Genomic DNA, 26571 nt, shown 5'->3' on the forward strand with positions numbered 1-26571 from the left:
ATGAACAAGATCATTGCGCTCGTCGTGGCTGTCGTTATCGTGCTGTTCGCGGCATCGTCGATGGTGTTCGTCGTCGATCAGCGTCACATGGCGGTGTTGTCGTCGCATGGCGACACTGCGCCGGCATTGCTCGGTCCGGGCCTGCACGTCAAGTTGCCGCCGCCGCTGCAAACCCTCACGCTGGTCGACAGCCGCATCCAGTCGCTCGACGCACCGGACGAAGACCGTTACGTCACGTCCGACAAGACCGACGTGCTGGCCAATCCGGTCGTCAAATATCGCGTGACCGATCCGCTCAAGCTGCTCGCCGAGACCAGGGGCGACGTGCAGAGCCTGCCGGACCGTCTCGCGCTGCTGTCGCGCAGCGCACTCGGCGACGCATTCGCCAAGGTCACGCTGAGCGACGCGCTGGCCAAACAGCAAGCGCTCGCCGACGAAGCACGCGCGGCGATGGACAAAGCCGCGGCATCGCTGGGTGTCTCGGTGGTCGATCTGCAACTGACGCGCCTCGACTTCCCGGCCGCGATGGCCGACTCTGTCTACAAGCGCATGATTGCCGCACGCCAGCAGATCGCCGCCGACGAGCGCGCCAAGGGCACGGCCGAAGCCGACCAGATCAAGGCGGACGCGCTTGCCAAACAGCAGACGATCCTCGCCGACGGCTACAGCCAGGCGCAGACCATCAAGGGCGAGGGCGATGCCAAGGCCGCGCAAATCGCCGCCGATGCGTATGCCGCCGACCCGCAGTTCTACCAGTTCTATCAAAGCATGCAGGCGTACAAGAACATCTTCAAACCGGGCGACGTGATCGTGGTCGACCCGAGCAGCGAGTTCTTCCGCTTCATGCGTAGCCCGACCGGTGGCGTTGCCCCGGACGCTCCCGCGGTCCCGCGCAAACACTGATAACCGGAAGGCCGCGGCATCCGCATCGCGGCCTCTTGATTCGCATGGATATAGCCGGCTCGTTACTGCTTGCGATCGCGTTGATGCTGATTATCGAAGGGATGTTTCCCTTCGTTTTTCCGAGCGCGTGGCGCGACACGTTCCGTAAAATAGCGGAACGGCCTGCGCATCAGATTCGCATTGGCGGTCTGATCGTGATGGTGCTCGGACTGATCCTGCTGTTCATCGTCACCTGAAGGGGTCTGCGGGCGAGCGAATCGTACGGTTTGCCATCTGGCCGGCTGTGCTCATCGGCACGCTCGCCTTTTACCCGGAAGCGCGCGTCGTGACGCCTGCCCGCGCGGCCGCTCGAACAGCTTGACGCGAGCATCGCGCAAGGTCTGCACTAGCCGCCAGAATCGAGCTGCCGCCCGCCATTCACACTCACTGACCGGCGCATCAAGCCGCCGTGTTCAACGTCGTAGGACTGTATCGATGTCGACCTGGTTACTTCCCGAGAATATCGCCGACGTGCTGCCGTCGGAAGCCCGCAAGATCGAAGAGCTGCGGCGTCGTCTGCTGGACCGTTTCCGTTCGTATGGCTACGAGATGGTCATGCCGCCGCTGCTCGAATATATCGAGTCGCTGCTGACTGGCGGCGGTCAGGACCTGAACTTGCGCACCTTCAAGCTGGTCGATCAGTTGTCGGGCCGCACGCTCGGGCTGCGTGCCGACATCACGCCGCAGGTCGCGCGTATTGACGCGCATCTGCTGAATCGTCAGGGCGTGACGCGTCTTTGCTACGCCGGCAACGTGGCGCATACGCGTCCGCGCGGCCTGCACGCCACGCGCGAGCAGATCCAGATCGGTGCGGAAATCTACGGTCACGCCGGCCTCGAAGCCGACCTCGAAGTACAGCAGTTGATGCTCGACGCGCTGCGTCTGGCCGGCCTCGCCAAAGTGCGCCTCGACCTCTGTCACGCGGGCGTGCTCGCCGCGTTGATCGAAGCGGAGCCGGCCGCGGCCGAACTGGGGCAGTCGCTTTACGACGCGTTGGCGGGCAAGGACGTGCCGCGTCTCGCCGAACTCACCGTCAACCTCACGCCGGTCACGCGCGACGCCTTGCGCGCGCTGCCGTCGCTATACGGCGACGCCTCGGTGCTAGAGGAAGCTCGCGCCCGTCTGCCGAACGCGCCGGCGATCGCCCGCGCGCTCGACGACCTCGCGTTCCTCGCGAGCCAGGTGGAAGGCGCCGAAGTGATGATCGATCTCGCCGACCTGCGCGGCTATGCGTATCACAGCGGCGTGATGTTTACGGCCTACGTGGACGGCGTGCCGAATGCCGTCGCGCGCGGCGGCCGTTACGACCACGTCGGGCAGGCCTATGGCCGCGCACGGGCCGCAACCGGCTTCTCGCTCGATCTGCGCGAAGTGGCGCGTATCTCGCCGGTCGAAGCGCGCAGCAGCGCGATTCTCGCGCCGTGGCAGCACGACGACGCCTTGCGTGTGAGCGTTGCCGCCTTGCGCGATGCCGGCGAAGTGGTGATCCAGGCCTTGCCGGGCCACGAACACAGCCTCGATGAATTCGCGTTCGACCGCGTGTTGGTCGAGCGCAACGGAGCATGGGTCGTCGAGCCGCGCGCTTGAGCGCGTTCCGACAGATCCACCGAAGGCGCCTTTCCGGCGCCTGTCAGAAGGCGACGAAACTGTCGCCGGACGTCGGCGCGGCGAGCGGTCGCGCCATATTCGATATACCCAACATAACGTGCATACCGTTGAGCGGAAACGGAAAAATTCGGAAGGTTCCGCGAAGATAGGTAGAATACGTTTTTAACCAGCTTACGAAACAACATGTCTGCCAGCGCAGTGAATCTGAACCCCGGGCGTAACGTCGTCGTCGTGGGAACCCAGTGGGGTGATGAAGGCAAGGGCAAGATCGTCGACTGGCTGACGGACCACGCTCAAGGCGTCGTTCGCTTCCAGGGCGGTCACAATGCCGGTCACACGCTCATCATCGGCGGCAAGAAAACCATCTTGCGTCTGATTCCGTCGGGGATCATGCATCCGGGCGTCGCGTGCTACATCGGCAATGGCGTCGTGTTGTCGCCGGAGGCGCTGTTCAAGGAAATTGGCGAGCTCGAAGCCGCCGGGGTCGATGTCCAGAATCGCCTCTTCATTTCCGAAGCCACCACCCTGATCCTGCCGTACCACATCGCCATCGACCAGGGCCGCGAAGCGCGCCGTGGCGCGGGCAAGATCGGCACCACCGGCCGCGGCATCGGGCCGGCTTACGAAGACAAGGTTGCACGCCGTGGTCTGCGTGTGCAGGACCTGTTCGAGCCGGAAATTTTCGCCGAACGTCTGCGTGAAAATCTCGACTATCACAACTTCGTGCTGACGCAGTATCTGGGCGTCGCCGCGGTCGACTTCCAGCAAACGCTCGACACGATGCTGAGCTATGCCGATCGTCTGAAGCCGATGGTCACCGACGTGTCGCGCCGTCTGTACGACGCGAATGCCGCCGGCAGCAATCTGCTGTTCGAAGGCGCGCAAGGCACGCTACTCGACATCGACCACGGTACCTATCCGTACGTCACGTCGAGCAACTGCGTCGCGGGTGCCGCAACCGCGGGTGCAGGCGTCGGTCCGCAAAAGCTGAACTACATCCTCGGTATCACCAAGGCGTATTGCACGCGGGTCGGTTCGGGCCCGTTCCCGAGCGAACTGTACGACGCGGACAACGCCGCCCGTCAGGAAGCGATCGGCCTGGAACTGGCTACCGTCGGCAAGGAATTCGGCTCGGTCACCGGCCGTCCGCGCCGCACCGGCTGGCTCGACGTCGCTGCGCTGCGCCGCTCGATCCAGATCAACGGCGTGTCGGGTCTGTGCATGACCAAGCTCGACGTGCTCGACGGTCTCGAAGAAGTGAAGCTGTGCGTCGGCTACATCGTCGACGGTGAGTCGGTCGACCTGCTGCCGCGCGGCGCCTCGGAAGTGGCGCGTTGCGAGCCGGTGTACGAAACCTTCGCGGGCTGGAAGGAAAGCACCGTTGGCATCAAGGAATGGGACAAGCTGCCGGCTAACGCGCGGGCGTATCTGTCGCGCGTGCAGGAAGTCGCGGGCATTCCGATCGACATGGTGTCGACCGGTCCGGATCGCGACGAGACCATTCTGTTGCGTCATCCGTTCAAGGTTTAAGCCATGGTTCAAGGTGTACCCATGATTGCGATGAAAGATCCGCGCAACGACGACAAGAATCTGTGGGTCGGCTGGGATGAATATCACCGGCTGATCGAACTGTTGGCGTTGCAGGTGCACGAGTCGAGCTGGAAGTTCGACAAGATCCTGTGCCTCGCGCGCGGCGGTCTGCGCGTCGGCGATCAGCTGTCGCGTATTTACGACCTGCCGCTGGCGATTCTCGCTACCAGCTCGTATCGCGAGGCGGCCGGCACGGAGCAGGGCGATCTCGACATCGCGCAATACATCACCATGACGCGCGGCGAACTCCACGGCAACGTTTTGCTCGTCGACGATCTGGTCGATTCGGGCGTGACGTTGGCGCGTGTGCAGCAGCATCTGAAAGAGCGTTATCCGGCGATCACGGCGGTGCGTTCGGCCGTGCTCTGGTACAAGGGTTGCTCGAAAGTGAAGCCCGATTACCACGTGCAGTATCTGCCCACCAATCCGTGGATTCACCAGCCGTTCGAGGAGTGGGACACGGTTCGTCCGCACAACCTCGGTGCGTGGATCAAGCGCGGCATGGCGCAGGCGCAGCAGGAGTCGTCGGAGAAATGATGCGGAGTACGGCGCAATTACTGTCGCGTCGTACGCATCACAGAGCCCGCAAAACGGAGCCCATTGGGCTCCGTTTTTTTATGGACGCCGTATCCGTCATGCGCGACGGATGGCACTTCGTCAACCGCACGAACGCGGCGCGGTCAACACACCGCGCGCAGCAGACGCGCACATATCGCAGTGCTACACTGCGCGGACCATCCACGTGGTGTATCCACAACAAGCCGGGCGGCGCTAGGCGAGCAGTTTAGAATAGCGCTCGTTTTTTCCGCTCAGGGAACGGATTTCCTCGCGTTTATGACAGATAACAATCACGTGCACAAACAGCCTCTGCCTTCCCTCGCGATTGCCGCGATCGGGGTGGTGTTCGGCGATATCGGCACGAGCCCGTTGTACTCGCTGAAAGAGGCTTTCAGTCCCGCCCACGGCATTCCGCTCACCGAACAATCCATCCTTGGCGTGATCTCGCTGCTGTTCTGGGCGATCGTGATCGTGGTCGGCATCAAGTACGTTCTGTTCGTGATGCGCGCCGACAACAACGGCGAGGGCGGCGTGCTCGCGCTGATGGCGCTGGCGCTACGCTCGCTCGATCATCAATCGAGAATGGCAGGCTTGCTCGTGATGCTGGGCATCTTCGGCGCCTGCATGTTCTACGGCGACGCGGTGATCACACCCGCCATCTCCGTGATCTCCGCAGTCGAAGGGCTGGAGATCGCGGCACCTCATCTATCGCATCTGGTCTTGCCGGTCACCATCGTGATTCTCGTGTTGCTGTTCTGGATTCAGCGGCACGGCACGGCCATGGTCGGCCGCCTGTTCGGTCCGATCATGGTGTTGTGGTTCGCCGTGCTCGCCGTGCTCGGCCTGTGGCATATCCTGCAGTCGCCGAACGTGATCCGCGCATTGAATCCGTACTACGCCTATAGCTTCATGGCCGCGCACGTGCTGCAGGCCTACGTGGTGCTCGGCTCCGTGGTGCTGGTGCTGACCGGCGCGGAAGCGCTGTATGCCGACATGGGTCACTTCGGTGCCAAGCCGATCCGTATGGCGTGGTACGTGCTGGTGATGCCGTCGCTGGTGCTGAACTACTTCGGCCAGGGTGCGCTGCTGATGCACGACCCGAAGGCCATCGAAAACCCGTTCTTCCTGCTCGCACCGGATTGGGCTCTGCTGCCGCTCGTGGTGTTGTCGACGGTGGCGACCGTGATCGCCTCGCAAGCGGTGATCTCCGGCGCCTATTCGCTGACGAGCCAGGCGATCCAGCTCGGCTACGTGCCGCGCATGAAGATCCTGCATACGTCGGAACTGGCGATCGGCCAGATCTATGTGCCGGTGGTGAACTGGATGCTGCTGTTCATCATTCTGTGCATCGTGATCGCCTTCAAGAGTTCGGACAATCTCGCCGCGGCGTACGGCATTGCGGTGACGGCCACGATGGTGATCACCACCATCCTCGCCTGCGTCGTCATGGTGAACGTGTGGAAGTGGAACAAGCTGCTGGTTGCGTTAATCATCGGCGTCTTCATGACGGTCGATTTAGGTTTCTTCGGCGCCAATCTGCTGAAGGTCGAAGAGGGTGGCTGGCTGCCGCTGGGCATCGGCGCCTTGCTGTTCTTCCTGCTGATGACCTGGTTCAAGGGCAGGATGATCGTCAAGGAACGCACGGCCGCCGACGGCATTCCGCTCATGCCGTTCCTGCAGGGCTTGCTTGCACATCCGCCGCATCGCGTGTCGGGTACGGCGATCTATCTCACGGGCAGCGATACGCTGGTGCCGGTGAGCCTGCTGCACAACCTCAAGCACAACAAGGTGCTGCACGAACGCACCATTTTCCTGACCTTCGTGACGCGTGACATTCCCTACGTGAACGACGCGGAGCGCGTGACGGTCAAGGATATCGACGGCGGCCTGTTCCTCGTGAAGGCGGTCTACGGCTTCAACGAAACGCCCGACGTGAAGGCGGTGCTGCTCGAAGTCGGCCGTACCAACGACATGACCTTCGAGATGATGGACACGTCGTTCTTCCTCGCTCGCGAAACGGTGGTGCCGACCCAGTTGCCGGGCATGTCGGTCTGGCGCGAACGCGTGTTCGCGTGGATGCATCAGAACGCCGCAAAGCCGACCGATTTCTTCAGCATTCCGGCCAACCGGGTGGTGGAGTTGGGTACCAAGATCGAGATCTGACGAGAGCGCACGCTGCAAAACAGAAAGCCCACGCATCGACAATGCGTGGGCTTTCTGTTTGAGTGCCGGCGCGTGAACGGATCACGCGCCGAGCTACCGGCTTACTTCTGCTTCAATTTCGCAAATGCCGCGGCCATTGCGCCGCCGGCTTCCGGCTCGCGCGAGCGTTGCTGCGACGATGCACCACGCCCGCCACCACCACCGCCCGAACGTCCTGCGCCGCCGCGATCCTGCTGGGCGCCGCCACCGCTGCGTGCACCAGCCGCGCCGACTTCGTCGTCCATGCGCATGGTCAGCGCGATACGTTGGCGCTTCACGTCGACTTCGAGCACCTTCACCTTGACGATCTGACCAGCCTTGACGACTTCGTGCGGGTCCTTGATGAACTTCGTCGATAGCGCCGACACGTGGACCAGACCATCCTGATGCACGCCGATATCGATGAACGCACCAAACGCCGCCACGTTCGTCACGACGCCTTCGAGCACCATGCCCGGCGTCAGGTCGCTGACCTTTTCGACACCTTCGCGGAAGGTCGCGGTCTTGAACTCGGGACGCGGGTCGCGGCCCGGCTTTTCGAGTTCGAGCAGAATGTCGCGTACGGTCGGCAGGCCGAAACGATCGTCGACGAACTCGGCCGGCGAGAGGCCGCGCAGTGCCTCGCGATTGCCGAGCACTTCGCCCACATGCTTGCTGATCTTCGCGAGCATGCGCTCGACGACCGGATACGCTTCCGGGTGCACCGACGAGCGATCGAGCGGATTCTCGCCGTTGTTGATCCGCAGAAAGCCGGCCGCCTGTTCGAATGTCTTGTCGCCCAGACGCGGCACCTTGCGCAGATGTTCGCGCGATGGGAACGGACCGTTCGCGTCACGATAGTCGACGATATTGCGCGCCAACGTGGCATTCAAACCCGACACGCGCGCGAGCAACGCGACCGAGGCCGTGTTCGCGTCCACACCGACGGCGTTCACGCAATCTTCGACCACTGCGTCCAGCGAACGCGCGAGTTCGCGCTGATTCACGTCGTGCTGATATTGGCCGACGCCGATCGCCTTCGGTTCGATCTTCACGAGTTCCGCCAGCGGGTCCTGCAGGCGACGCGCAATCGACACGGCGCCGCGCAGCGTCACGTCCATGTCGGGGAATTCCTTGGCCGCGATTTCGGAGGCCGAATACACCGACGCGCCCGCTTCCGACACGACGATTTTCTGCAGCTTGAATTCCGGATGACGCGCGATCAGTTCGCTCGCGAGCTTGTCCGTTTCACGCGACGCCGTGCCGTTGCCGATACTGATGAGTTCGGCCTGGGTCTGCGCGCAGATACGGGCGAGTTTTGCGATCGAGCCGTCCCAGTCGCGACGCGGCTCGTGCGGATAGATCACGTCGGTGGCGAGCACCTTGCCGGTTCGATCGACCACGGCCACCTTCACACCGGTGCGCATGCCCGGATCGAGGCCGATCACGGCCTTCGGTCCTGCGGGCGCGGCCAGCAGCAGGTCTTTCAGATTGCGCGCGAACACGCGAATCGCCTCGTGCTCGGCTTCGTCGCGCAGGTTCGTGAGCAATTCGTTTTCGATGTGCGGCTGCACCTTCACGCGCCAGCACCAGCGGCACACGTCGGAGAGCCACTTGTCGGCCGGACGGTTCTGATTGGCGATGCCGAAGTGGCGCGCAATCAGACCTTCGCCCGGATGCGGCACCTGCGCGTCGAGTTCTTCGCCGAGACCCAGCTTGACCATCAGCACGCCCGCATTGCGGCCGCGGAACAACGCCAGCGCGCGATGCGACGGCACGGTCCGGATGGTTTCCGCGTAGTCGTAGTAATCGCGAAATTTCTCTTCTTCAGCGCTTTCCTTGCCCTCGACCACTTTCGACGACAGCACGCCCTGGTTGAACAGATAGTCGCGCAGCTTGCCGAGCAGATCGGCGGTTTCGCCGAACTGTTCCGAGAGGATGTCACGCGCGCCGTCGAGCGCGGCCTTCACGTCGGCGACGCCTTTTTCGGCGTCCACGTAGGCGGCGGCTTCGGTTTGCGGGTCGAGCAGGGGATTGCCGAGCAGCGCGTCGGCGAGCGGCTGCAGGCCGGCTTCGCGGGCGATCTGCGCGCGTGTGCGGCGCTTCGGCTTGTAGGGGAGATACAGGTCTTCCAGCACCTGCTTGCTGTCCGCGCCTTCGATCGCGCTGCGCAGCTCGTCGGTGAGCTTGCCCTGTTCGTCGATACTGCTGAGAATCGCGGCGCGCCGCTCTTCCAGCTCGCGCAGATACAGCAGGCGTTCCTCGAGGTTACGCAGTTGCGTGTCGTCGAGATTGTCGGTCACTTCCTTACGGTAGCGGGCGATGAACGGAACAGTCGCTCCTTCGTCGAGAAGTTGCACCGCGGCCGCGACCTGGCGCGGCTGGACGGACAGTTCGGCGGCGATGCGCTGTACGATCTTGAGTGCTACGGTTTCCGTCATAAGGTCTTGGTGTTCCTGCGGACTCAGTCTAAGGCCGCGCGCTGACTGCATATCAGGCACGTATGCGAGCTCGGGGCAGGCCGGGCGTGCGCGCTGCGACCAGGTTGCTAGAGCGGGGCATTTTGCCATAAATGCCAAAGGGCTCAACCGCAGGGTGATAGAATTTCGGGCATGTTCCGTTGACCTCCTACGACGTTGCCGATCTCCTTGTCCCTCAACCGCCTGGGCTCCCGCTTGGTCTCTCGCTTGCCACATTTGCCGCTGTTTTCGCGTTCGCCGCTCAGCTCGTTCGAGCCGCTCACGTCGCCGATGTCGCGAGCGCCGGTGTTGCGCTCCGTGTTCAGGTCCGCGCTCGTCTCCCATCGTCGGTTTTTTGTGTCGTGCGCTTCGTGCGTGATGGCCGCGGCGTTGAGCGTGTCCGCGCCCGCCGTAGCGCAAAACGCGGCTGTGCAGACTCCGGGCGCGCAGTCTGCCACGGCTGCCAGCACGGCCGATGCGACAGCCGGCAGGGACGCAAGCGGCGCGGATAGTGCAGATAGCGCCAGCGGCACGGCAGCCATGAACGACGCGTTCGGTGCGCGGCAAAAGAGCCTCGATCAGCGCACCGAGGAAAACGACTACCGCTACGGCGTCGCCGAACACGACTGCTACAGCACGTTCTTCGTAAATCACTGCCTGAACAAGGCGCGCGACAGCATGCGCTCGGTGCAGGCCGACATCCGCAAGGAACAGCTCGCGCTCGACGGCGAGCAGCGCGTGGAACATGCGCGCGTACGCGACGAACAGGCGGCGCTCAGGCAGGCGCAGGACGCAGCGGGCGCACCGCAGCGCGCTGCGCAAGATGCGCGTAACACGCAGGCGTATCAGGACAAGCAACGTCAGCACGAACTCGACCAGGCACAGCGCAATGCCGAGGCGCCGCAGCGCAGCGCCAACGCGCAGGCCTACCAGGACAAGCAACGTCAGCACGCACTGGATCAGGCACAACGTGGCGTCAGCCCGTCGCAGGCCGCGGCCAACCAGCAGGCGTACGACCAGAAGCAGGGCGACTTCCAGAAGAAGCTCGACGAAGCGCATCAGCAGGGCGCGCAAAAGGCCCAGGAGCGCGTCGAGAAGCAGCAGAGCTTCGAGAAGAAGCAGACCGACGCAGCGCAGCACAAGGCCGATGTCGAAGCGCGTCAGAAGCAGGCTGCCGACAAGGCCGAGCAGAAACGCCAGGATCAGTTGAAACAGCAGCAACTCGACGAGCAGCAAAAGCAGCAGCAACAGCAGCAACAGTAAGCATGCTGTAGTAGGGTGCTGTATGGGTCGTGGCCGGAAGGTCGTCGTGTCGTTACGGCGATCGACCTGCGCCGCAGCCGTCGTAGTGCGTTTTAAGCCGGAGCAACCTCTGCGCCGGGCTGGTTACGCAGCCCGTGCCGTGGACGAGAGGAGGCGAGCATGCGCGATCAACATCACGTCATCGACGCGAACACACTTCGCGACCGTATTCTGCAGTTGGAATCGGAGCATAGTGGGCTCGATCGGCTGATCGACCGAATGTCGGATGAGCCCGGCATCGACGACTTCGAGTTGCAGCGCCTGAAAAAGCGCAAACTCAAAGTCAAGGACACCATCATCTTGCTGCAATTGCAGCTCGAACCGGACGTACGCGCCTGAGTTCGCGGCCTGGCAGGCGCCGGGCGCGCGCCGCGCGAACCGGACTTTGCAGGAAACGCTTGCCTTGAATTCACCGCTTGACACTTCATCCCCGGTCACGCCGGGCGACACCGCATCCGCCGCCGTGACGACGCCGGTTACGCGTCCCGCCACGTCCGCGCTGAGCGCGTCGCTCAATCCGCGCCGCGTCGCCGAACTCGACGAGATCTTCGCCGACAACGGCCTGCTGGCGCGCCAGATCGACGGTTATCGTTCGCGTGCCTCGCAGATCGAGATGTCGCGTGCCGTGGCGGCCGCGATGGAAGCCTCGGGCCGCGCCATGCCCGAGCCCGCGATGTTCGAGGCGCAAAAACGTCCGGCACGGCGTCTGCAAACGCAGGGCGCCGACGCCGCGGGCGAGAACGCGACGAGCGACGAAGCGGGTGGCCTCGACGGCAGCGAAAACACGCTGATCGTCGAAGCCGGCACGGGCACCGGCAAGACCTATGCGTATCTGGTGCCGGCCATGTTGTGGGGTGGCAAGGTCATCGTCTCCACCGGCACGAAGCATCTGCAGGATCAGCTCTTTCAGCGCGACATTCCGACCGTGCGCGACGCGCTCGCGGTGCCGGTCTCGGTCGCCATGCTCAAGGGTCGCGCGAACTACCTGTGTCACTACTATCTGCAGCGCACGGCGGATAACGGCCGCTTGCCGTCGCGTCAGGAAACGTCGTATCTGCAGGACATCGTGCGCTTTGCCAGGATCACGCGCACGGGTGACAAGGCGGAGCTTGCCAGCGTGCCGGAAACGGCGGCGGTGTGGTCGATGGTCACCTCCACGCGCGAAAACTGTCTCGGTCAGGAATGCCCGCAATACAAGGATTGTTTCGTGATGCAGGCGCGCCGCGAGGCGCAACAGGCCGACATCGTGGTGGTGAATCACCATCTGTTTTTTGCCGACATCATGTTGCGCGATACCGGCATGGCCGAGTTGCTGCCTACAGCCAATACGGTCATCTTCGACGAAGCGCATCAGCTGCCCGAGACCGCCACGCTGTTTTTCGGCGAGACGCTGTCCACGGCGCAGTTTCTCGAACTCGCCCGCGACTCGGTGGCGGAAGGCCTCGGTCATGCGCGCGAAACGGTCGATTGGGTCAAGCTCGGTTCGACACTCGAGCGTGCGGCGCGCGATGTGCGCCTCGCGTTCAAGGAAGATTCCGTGAGATTGTCGATCGGTCAGTTGCCCGACGATCATCCTTTGTTTGACGCTTTGGAAACGCTGGAAACCGAACTCGATGCGCTGGCCTCCGCACTCGCTGGGCAGGCCGAACGCGCCGAGTCGATCGGCGCATGCCTGCGCCGCGCGCGCGAGTTGCAGGGCGTGCTTGCCGGCTGGACCACGCCGCCCACCGAAACTGAACGCGCCAGCGCCGAGGCTGCGCAATCCGCATCGGGCGACGCCAGGTCCGAGCGCGCGGACCCGAATGAAAAGGTGCGCTGGATCGAAGTCTTCGCGCACACTGTGCAGCTGCACGAAACGCCGCTGTCGGTCGCGCCGATTTTCGCGAAGCAGCGTGCCGGCGTGCCGCGCGCGTGGATTTTCACGTCGGCCACCTTGTCGGTGCGCGGCGATTTCACGCACTACGCCGCACAGATGGGCCTGAACGCCAAGCGTTCGATGACGCTGCCCAGTCCCTTCGACTACCCGACTCAAGGGCTGCTGTACGTGCCGCGCAATCTGCCGCAACCGTCGTCGCCCATGTTCACCGACGCCGTTTTCGACGCCGCCTTGCCCGCGATCGAAGCGTCGGGCGGCGGCGTTTTCATGTTGTGCACGACGCTGCGCGCGGTGGACCGCATCTCGACCAAATTGCGCGACACGATCGAAGCGCGCGGCTGGAATTATCCGCTGCTGGTTCAGGGCGACGCGAGCCGCACGGAGTTGCTCGATCGCTTCCGGGCGTATGGCAACGCGATCCTGGTAGGCAGCCAGAGTTTCTGGGAAGGCGTGGATGTGCGCGGCGATGCACTGTCGCTGGTCGTCATCGACAAACTGCCGTTCGCGCCGCCTGACGACCCCGTGTTATCCGCGCGCCTCGATGCATTGACGAAGAAGGGCTTGAGTCCATTCGCCGTTCATCAATTACCGCAGGCCGTCATTACATTAAAACAGGGCGCAGGACGTCTGATTCGCGCTGAGACCGACCGCGGTGTGCTGATGATCTGCGATACCCGTCTCGTCGATAAACCGTATGGGCGCCGTATATGGCAAAGCCTGCCGCCATTTAAACGCACTCGTGAGATCGAGGTCGTGCGGGAGTTTTTTGAAGAGAACGCTGAATCAGCCAGTTAATGGCATGGAATTAAAGTCACGCCGTTGTAAAAAGCGGCGCTTAAATGGCAAAACGCCACGGATGTGAATCCGTGGCGTTTTGCTTTACTGCATCGGGAAATCGTAATGATTTCCCGATGTAGTTTTCGCCCAGAGGCGAACCCTATGCGACAGCTTACTGGCTTGCGCCCGAAGCCGGAGCAGCAGCCGAAGCAGCAGCGTCCGAAGCTGCAGCGCCTGCGTCCGAAGCAGCGGTCGTAGCCGAAGCAGCAGCGTCGCTCGCAGCAGCAGCCGCACCCGAAGCAGCCATCGCCGAATCCGAAGCTGCAGCAGCCGGTGCCGAAGCAGCAGCTGCGTCGCTAGCCGGGGCAGCGGCTTGGTCGTTGCTCTTGTTGCATGCAGCCAGTGCCACAGCTGCCAACAGGGATGCTACGAGGAGGGATTTCTTCATGATCACGTCCTTTTATGGTTTAAAGGTAAGCAACAGCGCAAAATAAAACCGGTAATGTGCTCCAACACCGACCTGGGCCGTTGGTGGAGAGGCTCTTTCGACGAGCTGGAATCTTCCCTACGGCTTGGGCGGAAATTATATGCACTTTCGTACTGACAATCCATAAATCCGGGGTCAATACGTTGTCTTTCTCATACAAAATTTCACAGTACGGTATAGCAGGCAGGCAAAGTTACGCAAGCTCGCCCACTTGTATCCAGCCCGCACAATACCACTCGTGTAGCAGTGCTGTCACCGACGAATCGTCCGAGAGTGTTACAAAGCGTTTCGCACTCAGACACCGGTGATTAGCGAGGTCAAACAACCACTTTTTTGCGCCATCAAATGACGTTTCCTCTCCATTTAGGAAGAAAAAACGGCGGTTGTACAACAAATTAGTCTTGCGGTCCAGACGGACGCCTGACTTCGACGCTTGAGCGATGAAACGGGCTTCATTAAGCGGCCTTTGCGGCGGATCAAACACGACACTCGGCTTGGGTTCGCTGAGGTACGTGCCAAGGAACGACGCAATGTCCTGCTCTTTCCATTTGACCCCAGCAAGGATCGCGCCCACCCGTTCGACGAGGGCGGCGGGCAATTCGGCAGGACGGTCGACGGCAGGCTGCTGCGGGTCGCGATACAGCGCCCCGGCCTGCCCCGCGGACTCGCCGCGCTCGGCCAGATGGTAGAGGAACTGCGCGGTCAGCTCGCTCGCCGACGGCGCGCGAAAACCGATCGAGCAGGTCATGCATTCGCCCTCGGCGATCCCGTCGTGCGCGATATGCGGCGGCAGATACAACATGTCGCCCGGCTCGAGCACCCATTCCTCTTCTGCCTGGAAATTCTGTAAAACTTTCAAAGGCAAGCCGGCTTGCAGCGTCAGATTTTTCTGCGCGCTAATGCGCCAACGGCGCTTACCTTTTACTTGCAAAAGAAACACATCGTAGGAATCGAAGTGGGGGCCTACGCCGCCGCCATCACTTGCATAGGAAATCATCAGGTCGTCGAGGCGCGCGTCCGGCACGAACCGGAAGCGGTCCAGCAAGGCACGCGCGCGATCGTTGTAAAGGTCCACGCCTTGCACGAGCAGGGTCCAGGCGCGCTGCTTTAGCGTGGGCAGTTCGTCGGGCGCAAATGGACCGTGCTCGAGTTGCCACTTGTTGCGAAAATGCGTGATCAGGCGGGCTTCGACTTCGTCGCGATCGGCGAGCTCGAAAAATTCGTCGCGCGAGAGCGGCGCTTCGACGTTCGGAATCGCCTGGCGGATCAATAGAGGCTTCTTCTGCCAGTACCGGCGCATGAATTGCGACGGCGTCAGATTGCCGAGCAGCGGCGTCGGCGTGTCCGGCGAGGGCGGCAGAGTCGGCCGGGATGCCGGTGATGAATTCGTTGCCGAAGCTGGGTCGGCCGGGGTATTGGTGGGCCGCTTGGGCATCGTATAATGTGAGTTGTATTCTGGAGAATCGAATGAAAATCGCAAAGAACACCGTCGTGTCGGTCGCCTACAAGCTGTCGGATGCGCAGGGCAATCTGATTGAAGAAAGCGACGAGCCGATGGTCTATCTGCACGGCGGCTATGATGGCACGTTCCCCAAGATCGAGGAAGAGCTCGACGGCCACGAGGCCGGCTTCGAGGCTCAGATCCAGCTCGAGCCCGCAGACGCGTTCGGTGAGTACGATCCCGATCTCGTGAAGATCGAGCCGCGCGATCGCTTCCCGGAACCGCTCGAAGTCGGTATGCAATTCGAGGGCACGCCGGAAGAAGGCGACGAAGATCTCGACTCGCTGGTCTACGTCGTAACCGACGTCGCTGAAGACAAGGTCGTGCTCGACGGCAACCATCCGCTCGCCGGCATGGCGCTACGTTTCGCGTTGACCGTGAAAGACGTGCGCCCGGCAACGGAAGACGAAATCCAGCACGAGCACGCGCATGGCGCCGACGGCCTCGAAGTCCTCGACGAAGACGACGATGCCGAAGACGACGCTTCAGGGCCCACGCTGCACTGAGCTGGCGGGTAGGCCGGGCACGCCGGAGACGGCGCCCGGCACATGCGCCTGTGTCGCCGAAGCGGGTGGGACCGACATCGCCGGTCCGTACCCGCCACCGCCTTGATCGGCGGGAATGCGCGGTGACTCATCCTGTTGCGACTCGCCTGGAGTTTGCAGCAGCGGTGGTAAGTCCGAGGCGGGACCCGGCGCTGGGGCGGCCGGCATCGACGCCGCCGGCTCCTCGCGCAGTAACGTCGGCTGAGCAGAGGGCATTGGCATCTGCTTCGGCACGTCGTGCACACTCACGCGGAACGGCGGTTTCCTGGCGAGATCCGCGTCAATCTGAATCCACTGGTTAAGACGGTCATGCGGCGCAATCGCGACTCGCGTGAGATTCGTTACCAATATCCCTTTGTCATTGCGTAGCGGCTGATCGATCACGAAGCCGCCGCTGGCGTGTTCGTCGTCACAATGAATTACCAGCACCGGGCCGCGAAAAATCTGCGCCAGTTTGACGAGGCTGCGTTTGAACTCCAGAAAGCCGTCCCGGCGTGGGTTGCGTCCAAAGCGCAGCCACGCGAAGCGGTCTGGCCGTTCGTAGCGTTCCGGATCGGGATCGCCCTGAATGAACACGACAATGGCGCGTGCCTCGCGGCGTTTTGCATATTCGCCCGCATGCTCGAGCCAGAACGCATTGGCGATCACGCGATCTTCGAATTCGCCATTGCGGCCGCCCGCCGTCAGATAGTGATTGTTCGGGCTCGGCACATTCAGCCCGACGAACACGGTATCCGCCACTTGCCAGCGCACGTTCTCGCGATACGGCCGAAAGCGCGAGACTTCGCTTTCGCGTGTCAGCGCAATCGGGTTTTGACCCATCGAGGTGGGATCGACGAAGAGCGTCTGACGCAACTGGTCGAGCCGCTCCACGGGATCGAAGCCGCCGGCCTCGAGCGCGCCGCAGTCGGCCCAGTCGTGCTGGCCCGGAATGAAGAAGAGGGCGGGGCGCGAAGTTTCTAGCAGTGCGTGACGGCGTTCGTAGAGGGCATCGCGGCACGCTTCTTTTGCACCCTTCAGATTGCCGTCATAGACGATGAACGACAGCCCGCGTTCACGGCCGATCGCTTCGATCAGGCGTTGCGTGAAGGCTTCGTCGGCGACGCTTTGCATCGTGTTGGCGATGACCGCGAACGCATAGCGCTGCGTTTGCGCGGCGGCCGGCGAAGCATACGCGACAAGTCCGGCGAGCGGCACGAGGCCGCCCGTGAACATGAGTGCAAAGCTCAGCGCCGCGCGAAATCCGCGCGGACGCTGCGAAGGTTTGTGCGCGTCAATGATCCGCATCCGGCGCGGCGGCCAGCGCGTGGAGGTCGTACAGCAGATCGAGCGCTTCACGCGGGCGCAGATCGTTCGGATCGATGGCGCGCAGACGTTCGATCAGCGTCTCCATGGCGGGCGATAGCGCTGGCGCTGCCGGTTGGGCGTCGCGTTCGTCGTCCGCATCTTCGAGCAACATCGGCATGGGGGCGGCGAACAGATCGAGTTGTGGCGCGGGTTGCGCGGCCGACTGCTGTTCGAGATGCGCCAGATGTTTGCGCGCGGCGCGAATCACCGCGTTCGGCACACCCGCGAGTTGCGCGACCTGCAGACCGTAACTTTGATTCGCCGGGCCTTCGTTGACCGCATGCAGAAACACAATGCCGTGTCCATGCTCGACCGCCGAGAGATGCACGTTGGCCGCCTGCGCAAACTCGCCGGGCAATTGCGTCAACTCGAAATAGTGCGTGGCGAACAGCGTATGGCAACCGTTATGCGACAGCAGATGGCGCGCGATGGCCCAAGCCAGCGCGAGCCCGTCGAAGGTGGACGTGCCCCGGCCGATCTCGTCCATCAGCACGAGACTTTGCGGCGTGGCGTCGTTCAGGATCGCGGCCGCTTCGGTCATCTCGACCATGAAGGTGGAGCGGCCGCCGGCGAGGTCGTCTGCCGCGCCGATCCGCGTGAAGATGCGATCGATCGGTCCGAACGCCGCGCGTCGCGCCGGCACGTAGCTGCCGACATACGCCAGCAATGCGATCAGCGCGGTCTGCCGCATGAAGGTCGATTTACCGCCCATGTTCGGGCCGGTGATCAGCAGCAGTTTGCGCTCGGGCGTGAGCGAGCAGTCGTTGGCGATGAACTGCTCGACCTGCGCCTCGACCACCGGGTGCCGCCCTTGTTCGATCTCGATGCCGGTTTCCGGCGAGAACGTCGGCGCAACCCAGTCGAGTGCGCGGGCTCGCTCGGCAAATGCTGCGAGCAGATCGAGTTCGGCGAGTGCCGAGGCGACCCGCTGGCAATCCGGAATGAAGGGCAGGAGCGCCTGCAGCAACGCGTCGTAAAGCGAGCGTTCGCGCGCGAGTGCACGGTCCTGTGCGGACAGTGCTTTGTCCTCGAAAGTCTTCAGCTCCGGCGTGATGTAGCGCTCGGCATTCTTCAGCGTCTGACGGCGGCGATAGTCGTCGGGCACTTTGTCGGTTTGCCCGCGCGTGACTTCGATATAGAAGCCATGCACCTTGTTGTACTCGACGCGCAGATTGTTGATGCCAGTGCGCGCGCGTTCGCGGGTTTCGAGGTCGATCAGGAACTGCCCGCAGTTCTCCGAAATATCCCGGAGTTCGTCGAGTTCCGCATCGTAGCCACGAGCGATCACACCACCGTCGCGCACCATTGCCGAGGGTTCCTGCATCACCGCGCGACGCAGCAGTTCAACGCAGTCTTCGGGCGGCACGAGCGATGCGTCGATCCGCGCGAGCGAATCCGCATTCGACGAAACTGCCGCGAGTTGCGTGCGCAACTCAGGCAAGGCAATGAACGTATCGCGCAGGCTCGACAGATCGCGCGGGCGCGCCGACAGCAGCGCAAGCCGCCCGGTAATCCGCTCGATATCCGAGATCTGCCGCAACGCGCCGCGCAGCGAGTCGACGCTGGCGCCCGGTGGTGCGTCGAGCAGCGCGCCGATGGCCTGCTGACGCGCCTGCGCCACCGCCGATTCGCGCGGCGGATGATGCAGCCAGTGACGCAGCAGCCGGCTGCCCATAGTCGTGCAACAGGTGTCGAGCAGCGAGCACAGCGTGGGCGATTCGGTGCCGCGCAGCGTCTCGGTGAGTTCGAGGTTGCGGCGCGTGGCGGGGTCGAGGCCGATATATTCCGACTCGTATTCCACCTTCAGGCTACGCACGTGGCGCAGTTGCTGGCCTTGCGTGGCCGCCGCATACAACAGCAGCGCGCCGGCCGCGCCGCATGCGCAGGTCAGCGAATGGGCGCCGAAGCCGTCGAGGCCCGCCACTTCCAGTTGATCGCACAGCCGTTGCGTGCCTGACGCTACGTCGAAGTGCCACACCGGCACGCGGGTCAACGCGCCGGCATTGACTGGCGGCGTCCAGTTCGCCGAATCGGCGGGCGAGTCGGCCACGAGAATTTCGGCGGGACGAATCCGTTCGAGCGCGGCCGCCACCTGGTCGGGCGCGACTTCCGCGAGGCGCAGCGCGCCGCTCGCCAGATTCAGCCACGCCAGGCCGACGCTGGTCGCGACGCCGCGACGATTGTGCGCGACGCACAGCGCCATCAGGTAGACGTCGTTCTTGTCGGAGAGCAGGGCGGCGTCGGTCAGTGTACCGGGCGTAACCACGCGCATCACTTTGCGTTCGACCGGACCTTTCGAGGTGGCCGGGTCGCCGATCTGCTCGCAAATCGCGACGGATTCGCCGAGCTTCACGAGCTTGGCCAGATATTGCTCGACCGCGTGATGCGGCACGCCCGCCATCTTGATCGGATTGCCCGCCGACGCGCCACGCTGCGTGAGTGTCAGATCGAGCAGGCGCGCGGCTTTTTCCGCGTCTTCGAAAAAGAGTTCGTAGAAGTCGCCCATCCGGTAGAACACCAGTGTGCCCGGATGATCCGCCTTGATGCGTAGATACTGCTGCATCATGGGCGTGTGTTGTGCGACCTCGCCGGCCGCTGCGGTTTGAATACCCATCCTCGGTGTCTTTGCTTAAGCTGTTCAGGGCGTGAGTTTAACCTGCCGACGCCGCGAGCGGACCCTGGCCGGATGGCCAACGCGCCGCGTTTATTCTTCCACCATCGCGCGCATGTCCACGGTGCGCTCGTTCACCGCGCTGCGCCGTTTCGCGAGCCACATCATGAACGTGATGAAGCTGCCGAATACGACGATGATCCACTGCGCCGGCATTTTTGCCGTGAGCAGCAACGCGTAGACGCCGAGCATCAAGAGCACGGCGAGGTTCTGGTTGAAATTCTGCACCGCGATCGAATGACCGGCCGACAGCAGCGTCGCGCCGCGATGCTGAAGAATCGCGTTCATCGGCACGATGAAGAAACCCGACAGCGCGCCGAGCAGGATCATCAGCGGATAAGCGAAGAGGATGTAGAGCGGCAGTACGTAGGTGCCGATACGTATGCCCGCGCCCGCCGGAAACAGATCCTTGTTATAGAAGGCGACCGCAATCGCCACTGCGCCGGTGAGAATGCCGACCGGCAGCACCCGCAGCGATTTGCGTAACGGAATCAACGCGGCCGCGGCGGATGCGCCGACCGCGATGCCGAGACCCGTGACACCTTGCATCACTGCCGCTTTCGAAAGTGTTAATCCAAGGTTCACGTTGGCCCACTTGAGCACCAGCAATTGCAGCGTCACCGCGCCGCCCCACATCAGCGTCGTGACCCACAGCGCGATCTGCGCCAGCTTGTCGGCCCACAGCACGTTGAAGCAATGATAGAAATCGCCGACCAGTTTCTTCGGTTCCGAGAGACGGTTCGGATAGCGCGCGCCGGTGTCGGGGATGAACATGTTGACGGCCGCGGCGATCGCGTAGGTGAGCATCACGGCGAACATCGCCAGATCGGCGGAGGAGCGGATCAGCGGCAGATGCGCGTGTGCGACGAAGCGGTCGGCGACCGTGCTGATGAGCGCGCCGCCCACCATCGTGCCGACGATCGTCGACAGCACCGTCGCCGATTCGAGCCACGCGTTCGCCTTGACGAGCTTGTCGGGCGGCAGGAGCTCGGTGAGGATGCCGTACTTGGCCGGCGAATACGCGGCCGCGCCGAAGCCGACCACGCCGTAGGCGATCATCGGATGAACGCCCGCGATCATCATCAGGCAGCCGCTCGCTTTCAAGGCGTTGGAGACGAACATAACGTGTCGCTTCTGCAGGGAATCGGCAAACGCGCCGACGAAGGGCGCGAGCAGCACGTAAGAGACGGTAAAGAAAATCTGCAGGAGCGGCGTGACCCAGGCGGCCGAGCGAATCACCGAGAGCAGGGCGATGGCGGCGATCAGCAGGGCATTGTCCGCCAGCGACGAAATGAACTGCGCCGCGATGATGGTGTAGAAGCCTTTTTTCATGAAGCGGATCGGAAGCGGTGCGCGCGGTGGCGTACGGCAGGGCGCAGCAAAAACGCGCGAAAGGCAGCCGGCGTTTCACGTGCATGCGCCGGCGCGGCTTCCCGCTTTGTAGCACGAACGCTTCGTGTATGCAGGCGCGCCAACGAAAAAGCGGCCGAAGCCGCTTGTGGTGATTCTCTATGTGATCCGTTGCGCAGTCGGCCGATCGAATCAGACCGCCGCGCTTGCCGCCCTTTAGCCCGCTGCCTGCTGACGCGTGCGGCTGTAGCGCGAGAGGATCGGAATCATCTGCGCGTAGATTTTTGGGTTGCCCGTGACGATTTCGCCGATGTGCAGGAAGTCCGAGTCGCCCGTGTAGTTGCCGACCAGACCACCGGCTTCGGTGATCAGCAGGCTGCCTGCGGCGACGTCCCACGGATTGAGACCTTGCTCGAAGAAACCGTCCATGCGGCCGGCGGCGACGTTCGCCAGATCGAGTGCGGCTGCGCCCGGACGGCGCAGTCCGGCACAGGCTTCGGTCATTTCGGCGAACTGGCGGCCGTAGGCCTGCAGGCCGTCGGTTTCACGGAACGGAAAGCCCGTGCCGATCAGGCCGTCGGCCAGACGGTCGCGCTTGGCCACGCGGATGCGTCGATCGTTCAGGAACGCGCCGCGGCCGCGCGAGGCGGTGAACAGGTCGTTGCGAGTCGGATCGTAGACCACGGCTTGCGTCACGATGCCCTTGTGGGCGAGCGCGATCGACACGCAGTAGTACGGGAAGCCGTGAATGAAGTTGGTGGTGCCGTCGAGCGGATCGATGATCCACTGGAATTCGGATTCGTTATCCGACTTGCCGGATTCTTCGGCGAGGATGGCGTGATCGGGGTAGGCGGTCTTGAGCGTGTCGATGATCGCCGCTTCAGACGCTTTGTCGACCTCCGTGACGAAATCGTTGTGCTGTTTCTTGCTGACCTGGATCAGATCCAGATCGAGCGACGCGCGGTTGATGATCTGGGCTGCGCGGCGCGCGGCCTTCACAGCGATATTGAGCATGGGATGCATGAGACTGGATCCTTGTGCCGGGGCAGCACGGCTGCTGGCCGGTAAATGAGCGCGAACCTGCGCTAACTGGGCGCCCTCGATGAGGCGCGAAAACAGCACGGAACGCTCGCCCGGTACTGGACCGGTGCGCATTCCGCCGACGGAGACGAATTGAATAAGAACGAGGCGCCCAGGGAGCCGGCTGGCTGAACCAACGCAGGCAAAACCGGGCGCGAATATTGGTATTTTACCTGAGTCCGGGCGCGAAGGCAGCGATACCGAAACGGCGCACTCGCCAGATGCCAGCGATTTCCAGGGGATTTCCAGGTATTTCGCCTTGTATTCGCACGCAATTCAGGCCCGGCGCGGGGGTTGGCGCTACCATACGCGTCTTTAGCCTGCCGAATCCATCGTGGAACATACCCACCATTCTTCCGATCCCGCCGTGGCCGATCTGCGCGGCGGTTTCACGTCGACGCGCTTCGTGCTGGTCGAGCCGAGTCATCCGGGCAACGTGGGCGCCGCGGCGCGCGCGCTGAAAACCATGGGTTTCTCGCGGCTCGTGCTGGTGTCGCCGCGCGTGCCGCATGTGCAAAGCGATCCGGAAGCCATCGCGATGGCGAGCGGTGCCGACGACGTGCTGGCCTCCGCGCACATCGTGCCGACGCTCGCCGACGCATTGAGCGGCGCGCACTGGTCGATCGCGTTGACCGCGCGCCTGCGCGAATACGGTCCGCCGCAGTGGACGCCGCGCGCGGCCGCGAGCATCGCGCGTGGGCAGGCAGTGCATGGCGAGATCGCGCTGGTGTTCGGCAACGAGCGCACGGGGCTGTCAAACGAGGACGTCGAACGATGCAGCGCGCTCGCGCACATCCCGGCCAATCCGGCGTACAGCTCGCTCAATCTTGCGCAAGCCGTGCAGGTGTTGGCGTATGAACTGCGCACCGCTTATCTGGCGGCTGAAGACGCGGCGGCACTAGCCAGGGCGGTCGCGCAGGCAACTGCCGGTCACGGCGAGCCCGCGGGTCCGCGTGCGGCCAGCGACGAAATCGAAAGCATGTTCTCGCATCTGCAAAGTGCGCTGGTCGCACTGGACTTTCTCGATCCGGACAATCCGAAGAAGCTGATGTCGCGCTTGCGGCGCCTGTTCGCACGCTCGGGGCTCGAGCGCGAGGAAGTGAATATCGTGCGCGGCATCGCCAAGCACATCCTGCTGAAGACCAAACCGACAGACCACGACGCCTCCTGACGCAAGCGTGGTGCCGGACGTGACGACCTTGCCGGCAGCGTGGGCTTCCGGCAGGGTTTGCGCAATCGCCCTACAATCCTCGAAACGTTCCAAGTAAAGCTGCCGGCGTGCTAAGGCATGCAACAAGCTTTGCGCGTCGCGTGCGGCAGTTCGCGCAGGCGGCCATTCCCCTTTGGTCCCACCACACCGTTCCTGCCATGTTCACGAGACTTCGCGAAGACATTGCCACGATCCGCGAGCGCGATCCCGCGGCCCGCAGCGCCTGGGAAGTGCTCACGTGTTATCCGGGTTTGCATGCGCTCGTGCTGCACCGTCTCGCGCACGCATGCTGGCGAGCCAAACGTCGCTGGCTCGCGCGCTTCGTCTCGCAGATGGCGCGCTTCATGACCGGCATCGAGATCCATCCGGGCGCGACGCTCGGGCGGCGCGTGTTCATCGATCACGGCATGGGCGTGGTGATCGGCGAAACCGCGCAGATCGGCGACGACTGCACGATCTATCAAGGCGTGACGCTCGGCGGCACGTCGCTCACGCGGGGCGCGAAGCGGCATCCGACGCTCGAGCGCGGCGTCATTGTCGGGGCGGGGGCGAAGGTGCTGGGCGGCTTTACGATCGGCGCGGAAGCGAAGATCGGCTCGAACGCGGTGGTCACCAAACCGGTGCCCGCGCACGGTACGGCAGTGGGCAATCCGGCGCGGATCATCGTGCCGGCGGCGGCTGCCGTGGCGTCGGTCGCGCAATCCGCCGCGGTGCGAGCCGATGCGAACGGCGCCGCTGCGTGCGACGACGCAAAACGCCCCGGTGGACGCAGCAGTGCATTCTGCGCGTACGGCATTACGCCGAATGCGGACGACCCGGTGTCGTTGGCGATTCATGGGCTGATCGATCATGCCGCGACGCAGTCCAAACGTATCGATGAAATCGTCGACGCGCTGGAGCGGCTCGGTACGAGTCTGGAAGGGCTGCAAGGCGCCGATGCGGCCTTGCTCGATCTGCGGCGTTTGTCCAATGCGATTGCAGGGAAAGTGGACGGCGTGGCGGAACGCTGATCTGCGCGTTGCATTGCGAGGCGGCGATGCAACTGCCGCGCCGACACGACCAGCCGCCGTCAATCCAGCGGCAACGCCCGAATCCCTTCGGCATCGATTCGCAGATAGCCGCCACGGTGCTCGCCGTGGTCGAGTTCCCAGTCAGGCAGCACCCAACGCACGCCGCCCGGTTCGCGATGCCGCGCCGGACGATGCGTGTGGCCGTGAATGATCGTCGCCGTTTTCGACGCTTTGAATAACGCGGCGATCGCCTTCGACGTTACGTCGTATTTCGGCGAGACGGGGCGCGAACGACCTTGCTCGCTCTTCGAGCGCATGTTCTCCGCGAGCGCCTGGCGCCAGCGAAACGGCGACGCCAGAAACACGCCCTGCGCGATCCGGCTGCGCGCAAACCGCCTGAACGCCTGATAGCCGCGATCCGCGGTGCAAAGGCCGTCGCCATGCGCGAGCGCGATGCGCGTGCCGAATGCGGTAATCACGAACGGGTCCGGCAGCCAGATCGCGCCGGCCGCTTTCATGAATCTCTTGCCCAGCAGAAAATCACGATTGCCATGCATGATGTAGAGCGCGATGCCGCGCTCCGACAAGGTATGCAGCAGGGCCGCCATGCGCGCGACGAAGGGCTCGACGAGCATGTCGTCGCCGACCCAGTACTCGAACAGATCGCCGAGTATGAACACGGAATCGGCCTGCTCGGCCGTCACGCGGATGAAATGCTCGAACGCGGCGACCGTCTGCGGAATCGCCTCGCTCAAGTGAATGTCGGAGAGGAAAAAAAACGGGCGTGCGGCGTGCGGGCGTTTGCCCTCGCCAGGCACGCCCGCGGCGACGCTTCGCAGCGGCGTTTCTTGCAGCATTGAAGGTGCCTGATTCAGTTCGAACGAGCCGACGCTTAGTCGACGATCACGGCTTTTTCGATCACGACGTCGTCAGCCGGCACGTCCTGATGGAAACCCTTCGAGCCCGTCTTGACCTTCTTGATCTTTTCGACGATGTCGAGGCCGTCGACCACTTTGCCGAACACGGCGTAGCCCCAGCCCTGCGGCGTCGGCGACGAGTGGTTCAGGAACTCGTTGTCGTTCACGTTGATGAAGAATTGCGCGGTGGCCGAGTGCGGGTCGTTCGTGCGAGCCATCGCGACCGAGCCGTTGACGTTCTTCAGACCGTTGTTGGCTTCGTTGGTGATTGCCTCGCCCGTCGGCTTCTGCTTCATGCCGGGTTCGAAACCGCCGCCCTGAATCATGAAGCCGTCGATCACGCGGTGAAACACCGTGTTGTCGTAGTGACCGGCCTTCACGTAGTTGAGGAAGTTCTCAACCGATTTCGGTGCTTTTTCAGCGTCCAGTTCGAGCTTGATGACGCCGTGGTTCGTATGCAGTTCAACCATGATGGAATCCTTTGATGAACGGGGTGGGTAGAAAGACGCGGCGAGTCGTCATGTTCCGACGAGGGGCCGCGCCGGGGCGTGGATTTTACTTGCCGACAACCGTTGCCGACTCGATCACGATGGCCTTTTGCGGCACATCGCTCATCGGGCCGCGCGAGGTGGTGGGCGTGGTTTCGATTTTCTTTACGACGTCCATGCCGCCCGTGACCTTGCCGAACACGGCGTAGCCGTTGCCGTCCGGATTCGGATAGTCGAGACCGGTATTGTCCACCGTGTTGATGAAGAATTGCGCGGTGGCCGAATTCGGATCGCTGGTGCGCGCCATCGCGAGCGTGCCCGTGCTGTTCTTCAGACCGTTGCGGCTTTCCAGCGGAATCGGCGCGCGCGTGGGCTTCTCGGCGTAGCTCTGGGTGAAGCCGCCGCCCTGGATCATGAAGCCGGGAATCACGCGATGAAAGATCGTGCCGCTGTACTGGCCGGCCTTCACGTAGTCGAGGAAGTTGGCCACTGTTTTGGGCGCCTTCTCAGGATACAACTCGACACGGATGTCGCCTTCCGACGTCTTGAAGAGGACCGACGGATGCGCGGCTTGCGAACCGGACTGGGCAAAGGCGGGGGCGTTTGCGATCAGGGCGGCGCTGCCGAGCGCCAACATCAACCATTTCATGAAGATCCTCAGGGGTGGAAAAA

Annotated in this window: 22 protein-coding genes; 12 read left to right on the forward strand and 10 right to left on the reverse strand. The window is 63.2% G+C overall.

The features are described 5' to 3' along the window. The 6 genes from hflC (at position 1) to FQ705_RS26850 (ending at position 6861) form a co-directional block, all read left to right on the forward strand. Positions 1–903, forward strand: coding sequence for a protease modulator HflC (gene hflC, locus FQ705_RS26825; protein WP_144146269.1), 903 nt, complete (start codon positions 1–3; stop codon positions 901–903). A gap of 44 nt (positions 904–947) precedes the next feature. Then, positions 948–1139, forward strand: coding sequence for a DUF2065 domain-containing protein (locus FQ705_RS26830; protein WP_144146272.1), 192 nt, complete (start codon positions 948–950; stop codon positions 1137–1139). Positions 1140–1377: 238 nt separating this feature from the next. Further along, positions 1378–2529, forward strand: coding sequence for an ATP phosphoribosyltransferase regulatory subunit (locus FQ705_RS26835; RefSeq protein WP_144146275.1), 1152 nt, complete (start codon positions 1378–1380; stop codon positions 2527–2529). A 204-nt stretch (positions 2530–2733) separates the two neighbouring features. Then, positions 2734–4080, forward strand: a complete 1347-nt coding sequence (locus FQ705_RS26840) for an adenylosuccinate synthase (RefSeq protein WP_144146278.1) — start codon at positions 2734–2736, stop codon at positions 4078–4080. Between the two features lie 3 nt (positions 4081–4083). Then, positions 4084–4677 (forward strand): phosphoribosyltransferase, encoded by a 594-nt coding sequence (locus tag FQ705_RS26845; protein ID WP_144146281.1) that lies wholly within the window; start codon positions 4084–4086, stop codon positions 4675–4677. 297 nt (positions 4678–4974) lie between these two features. Then, positions 4975–6861 carry a potassium transporter Kup gene (locus FQ705_RS26850; RefSeq protein WP_144146284.1) on the forward strand — a complete coding sequence of 629 codons (1887 nt, stop codon included), beginning with the start codon at positions 4975–4977 and terminating at the stop codon, positions 6859–6861. 101 nt (positions 6862–6962) lie between these two features. On the opposite strand, the gene FQ705_RS26855 is transcribed toward FQ705_RS26850, so the two are convergent. Continuing rightward, positions 6963–9320 carry a Tex family protein gene (locus tag FQ705_RS26855; protein WP_144146287.1) on the reverse strand — a complete coding sequence of 786 codons (2358 nt, stop codon included), beginning with the start codon at positions 9318–9320 and terminating at the stop codon, positions 6963–6965. A 207-nt stretch (positions 9321–9527) separates the two neighbouring features. On the opposite strand from FQ705_RS26855, the gene FQ705_RS26860 reads away from it, so the two are divergent. The 3 genes from FQ705_RS26860 to FQ705_RS26870 all read left to right on the forward strand — a co-directional run bounded on the left by FQ705_RS26860 (position 9528) and on the right by FQ705_RS26870 (position 13311). Further along, the gene (locus FQ705_RS26860; protein WP_409934735.1) at positions 9528–10601 is read left to right on the forward strand and encodes a hypothetical protein; all 1074 of its coding nucleotides are present in this window, start codon (positions 9528–9530) and stop codon (positions 10599–10601) included. 159 nt (positions 10602–10760) lie between these two features. Then, entirely contained in the window at positions 10761–10979 is a 219-nt protein-coding gene (locus FQ705_RS26865; protein WP_144146290.1) for a DUF465 domain-containing protein, read from the forward strand. Positions 10980–11043: 64 nt separating this feature from the next. Then, positions 11044–13311 carry an ATP-dependent DNA helicase gene (locus FQ705_RS26870; protein WP_144146293.1) on the forward strand — a complete coding sequence of 756 codons (2268 nt, stop codon included), beginning with the start codon at positions 11044–11046 and terminating at the stop codon, positions 13309–13311. Between the two features lie 154 nt (positions 13312–13465). On the opposite strand, the gene FQ705_RS26875 is transcribed toward FQ705_RS26870, so the two are convergent. Together FQ705_RS26875 and FQ705_RS26885 are read right to left on the reverse strand one after the other, a co-directional pair. Further along, on the reverse strand, positions 13466–13741 hold the full coding sequence (locus FQ705_RS26875) for a hypothetical protein (RefSeq protein WP_144146296.1): 276 nt from the start codon (positions 13739–13741) through the stop codon (positions 13466–13468). A gap of 232 nt (positions 13742–13973) precedes the next feature. Then, on the reverse strand, positions 13974–15215 hold the full coding sequence (locus tag FQ705_RS26885) for a cupin domain-containing protein (protein WP_144146684.1): 1242 nt from the start codon (positions 15213–15215) through the stop codon (positions 13974–13976). 32 nt (positions 15216–15247) lie between these two features. Here FQ705_RS26885 and FQ705_RS26890 point away from each other — a divergent pair, with 32 nt between their 5' ends. After that, entirely contained in the window at positions 15248–15787 is a 540-nt protein-coding gene (locus tag FQ705_RS26890; protein ID WP_144146299.1) for a peptidylprolyl isomerase, read from the forward strand. Here the strand turns inward: FQ705_RS26890 and FQ705_RS26895 are convergent. From FQ705_RS26895 to FQ705_RS26910, 4 genes are all read right to left on the reverse strand, one after another. Further along, positions 15767–17113 carry a hypothetical protein gene (locus FQ705_RS26895; RefSeq protein WP_144146687.1) on the reverse strand — a complete coding sequence of 449 codons (1347 nt, stop codon included), beginning with the start codon at positions 17111–17113 and terminating at the stop codon, positions 15767–15769. The two genes, FQ705_RS26890 and FQ705_RS26895, sit on opposite strands and share 21 nt — an antisense overlap. Then, a complete protein-coding gene (gene mutS / locus FQ705_RS26900) occupies positions 17100–19787 on the reverse strand; it encodes a DNA mismatch repair protein MutS (protein ID WP_144146302.1) in 2688 nt (895 codons plus the stop codon). The genes FQ705_RS26895 and mutS overlap by 14 nt, the downstream gene beginning before the upstream one ends. A 90-nt stretch (positions 19788–19877) precedes the next feature. Then, positions 19878–21176 (reverse strand): lysophospholipid transporter LplT, encoded by a 1299-nt coding sequence (gene lplT / locus FQ705_RS26905; protein WP_144146305.1) that lies wholly within the window; start codon positions 21174–21176, stop codon positions 19878–19880. A 234-nt stretch (positions 21177–21410) separates the two neighbouring features. Next, a complete protein-coding gene (locus tag FQ705_RS26910; protein ID WP_144146308.1) occupies positions 21411–22217 on the reverse strand; it encodes an inositol monophosphatase family protein in 807 nt (268 codons plus the stop codon). 391 nt (positions 22218–22608) lie between these two features. Here FQ705_RS26910 and FQ705_RS26915 point away from each other — a divergent pair, with 391 nt between their 5' ends. Beyond that, on the forward strand, positions 22609–23445 hold the full coding sequence (locus FQ705_RS26915) for an RNA methyltransferase (protein WP_144146311.1): 837 nt from the start codon (positions 22609–22611) through the stop codon (positions 23443–23445). Between the two features lie 197 nt (positions 23446–23642). Further along, complete coding sequence (gene cysE, locus FQ705_RS26920) at positions 23643–24494, forward strand: serine O-acetyltransferase (protein ID WP_144146314.1); 852 nt, start codon at positions 23643–23645, stop codon at positions 24492–24494. Between the two features lie 59 nt (positions 24495–24553). Here the strand turns inward: cysE and FQ705_RS26925 are convergent, their stop codons facing one another. The 3 genes from FQ705_RS26925 to FQ705_RS26935 form a co-directional block, all read right to left on the reverse strand. Further along, the gene (locus tag FQ705_RS26925) at positions 24554–25351 is read right to left on the reverse strand and encodes a UDP-2,3-diacylglucosamine diphosphatase (RefSeq protein ID WP_144146317.1); all 798 of its coding nucleotides are present in this window, start codon (positions 25349–25351) and stop codon (positions 24554–24556) included. A gap of 35 nt (positions 25352–25386) precedes the next feature. Beyond that, positions 25387–25881, reverse strand: a complete 495-nt coding sequence (locus tag FQ705_RS26930; RefSeq protein ID WP_144146320.1) for a peptidylprolyl isomerase — start codon at positions 25879–25881, stop codon at positions 25387–25389. An 85-nt stretch (positions 25882–25966) separates the two neighbouring features. Continuing rightward, positions 25967–26548: a peptidylprolyl isomerase gene (locus FQ705_RS26935; RefSeq protein WP_144146323.1), complete on the reverse strand. Its 582-nt coding sequence runs from the start codon at positions 26546–26548 to the stop codon at positions 25967–25969. Between the last annotated feature and the right edge of the window lie 23 nt (positions 26549–26571).

The sequence above is a fragment of the Paraburkholderia sp. BCC1884 genome, assembly GCF_900996225.1.
Lineage (GTDB): Bacteria > Pseudomonadota > Gammaproteobacteria > Burkholderiales > Burkholderiaceae > Paraburkholderia.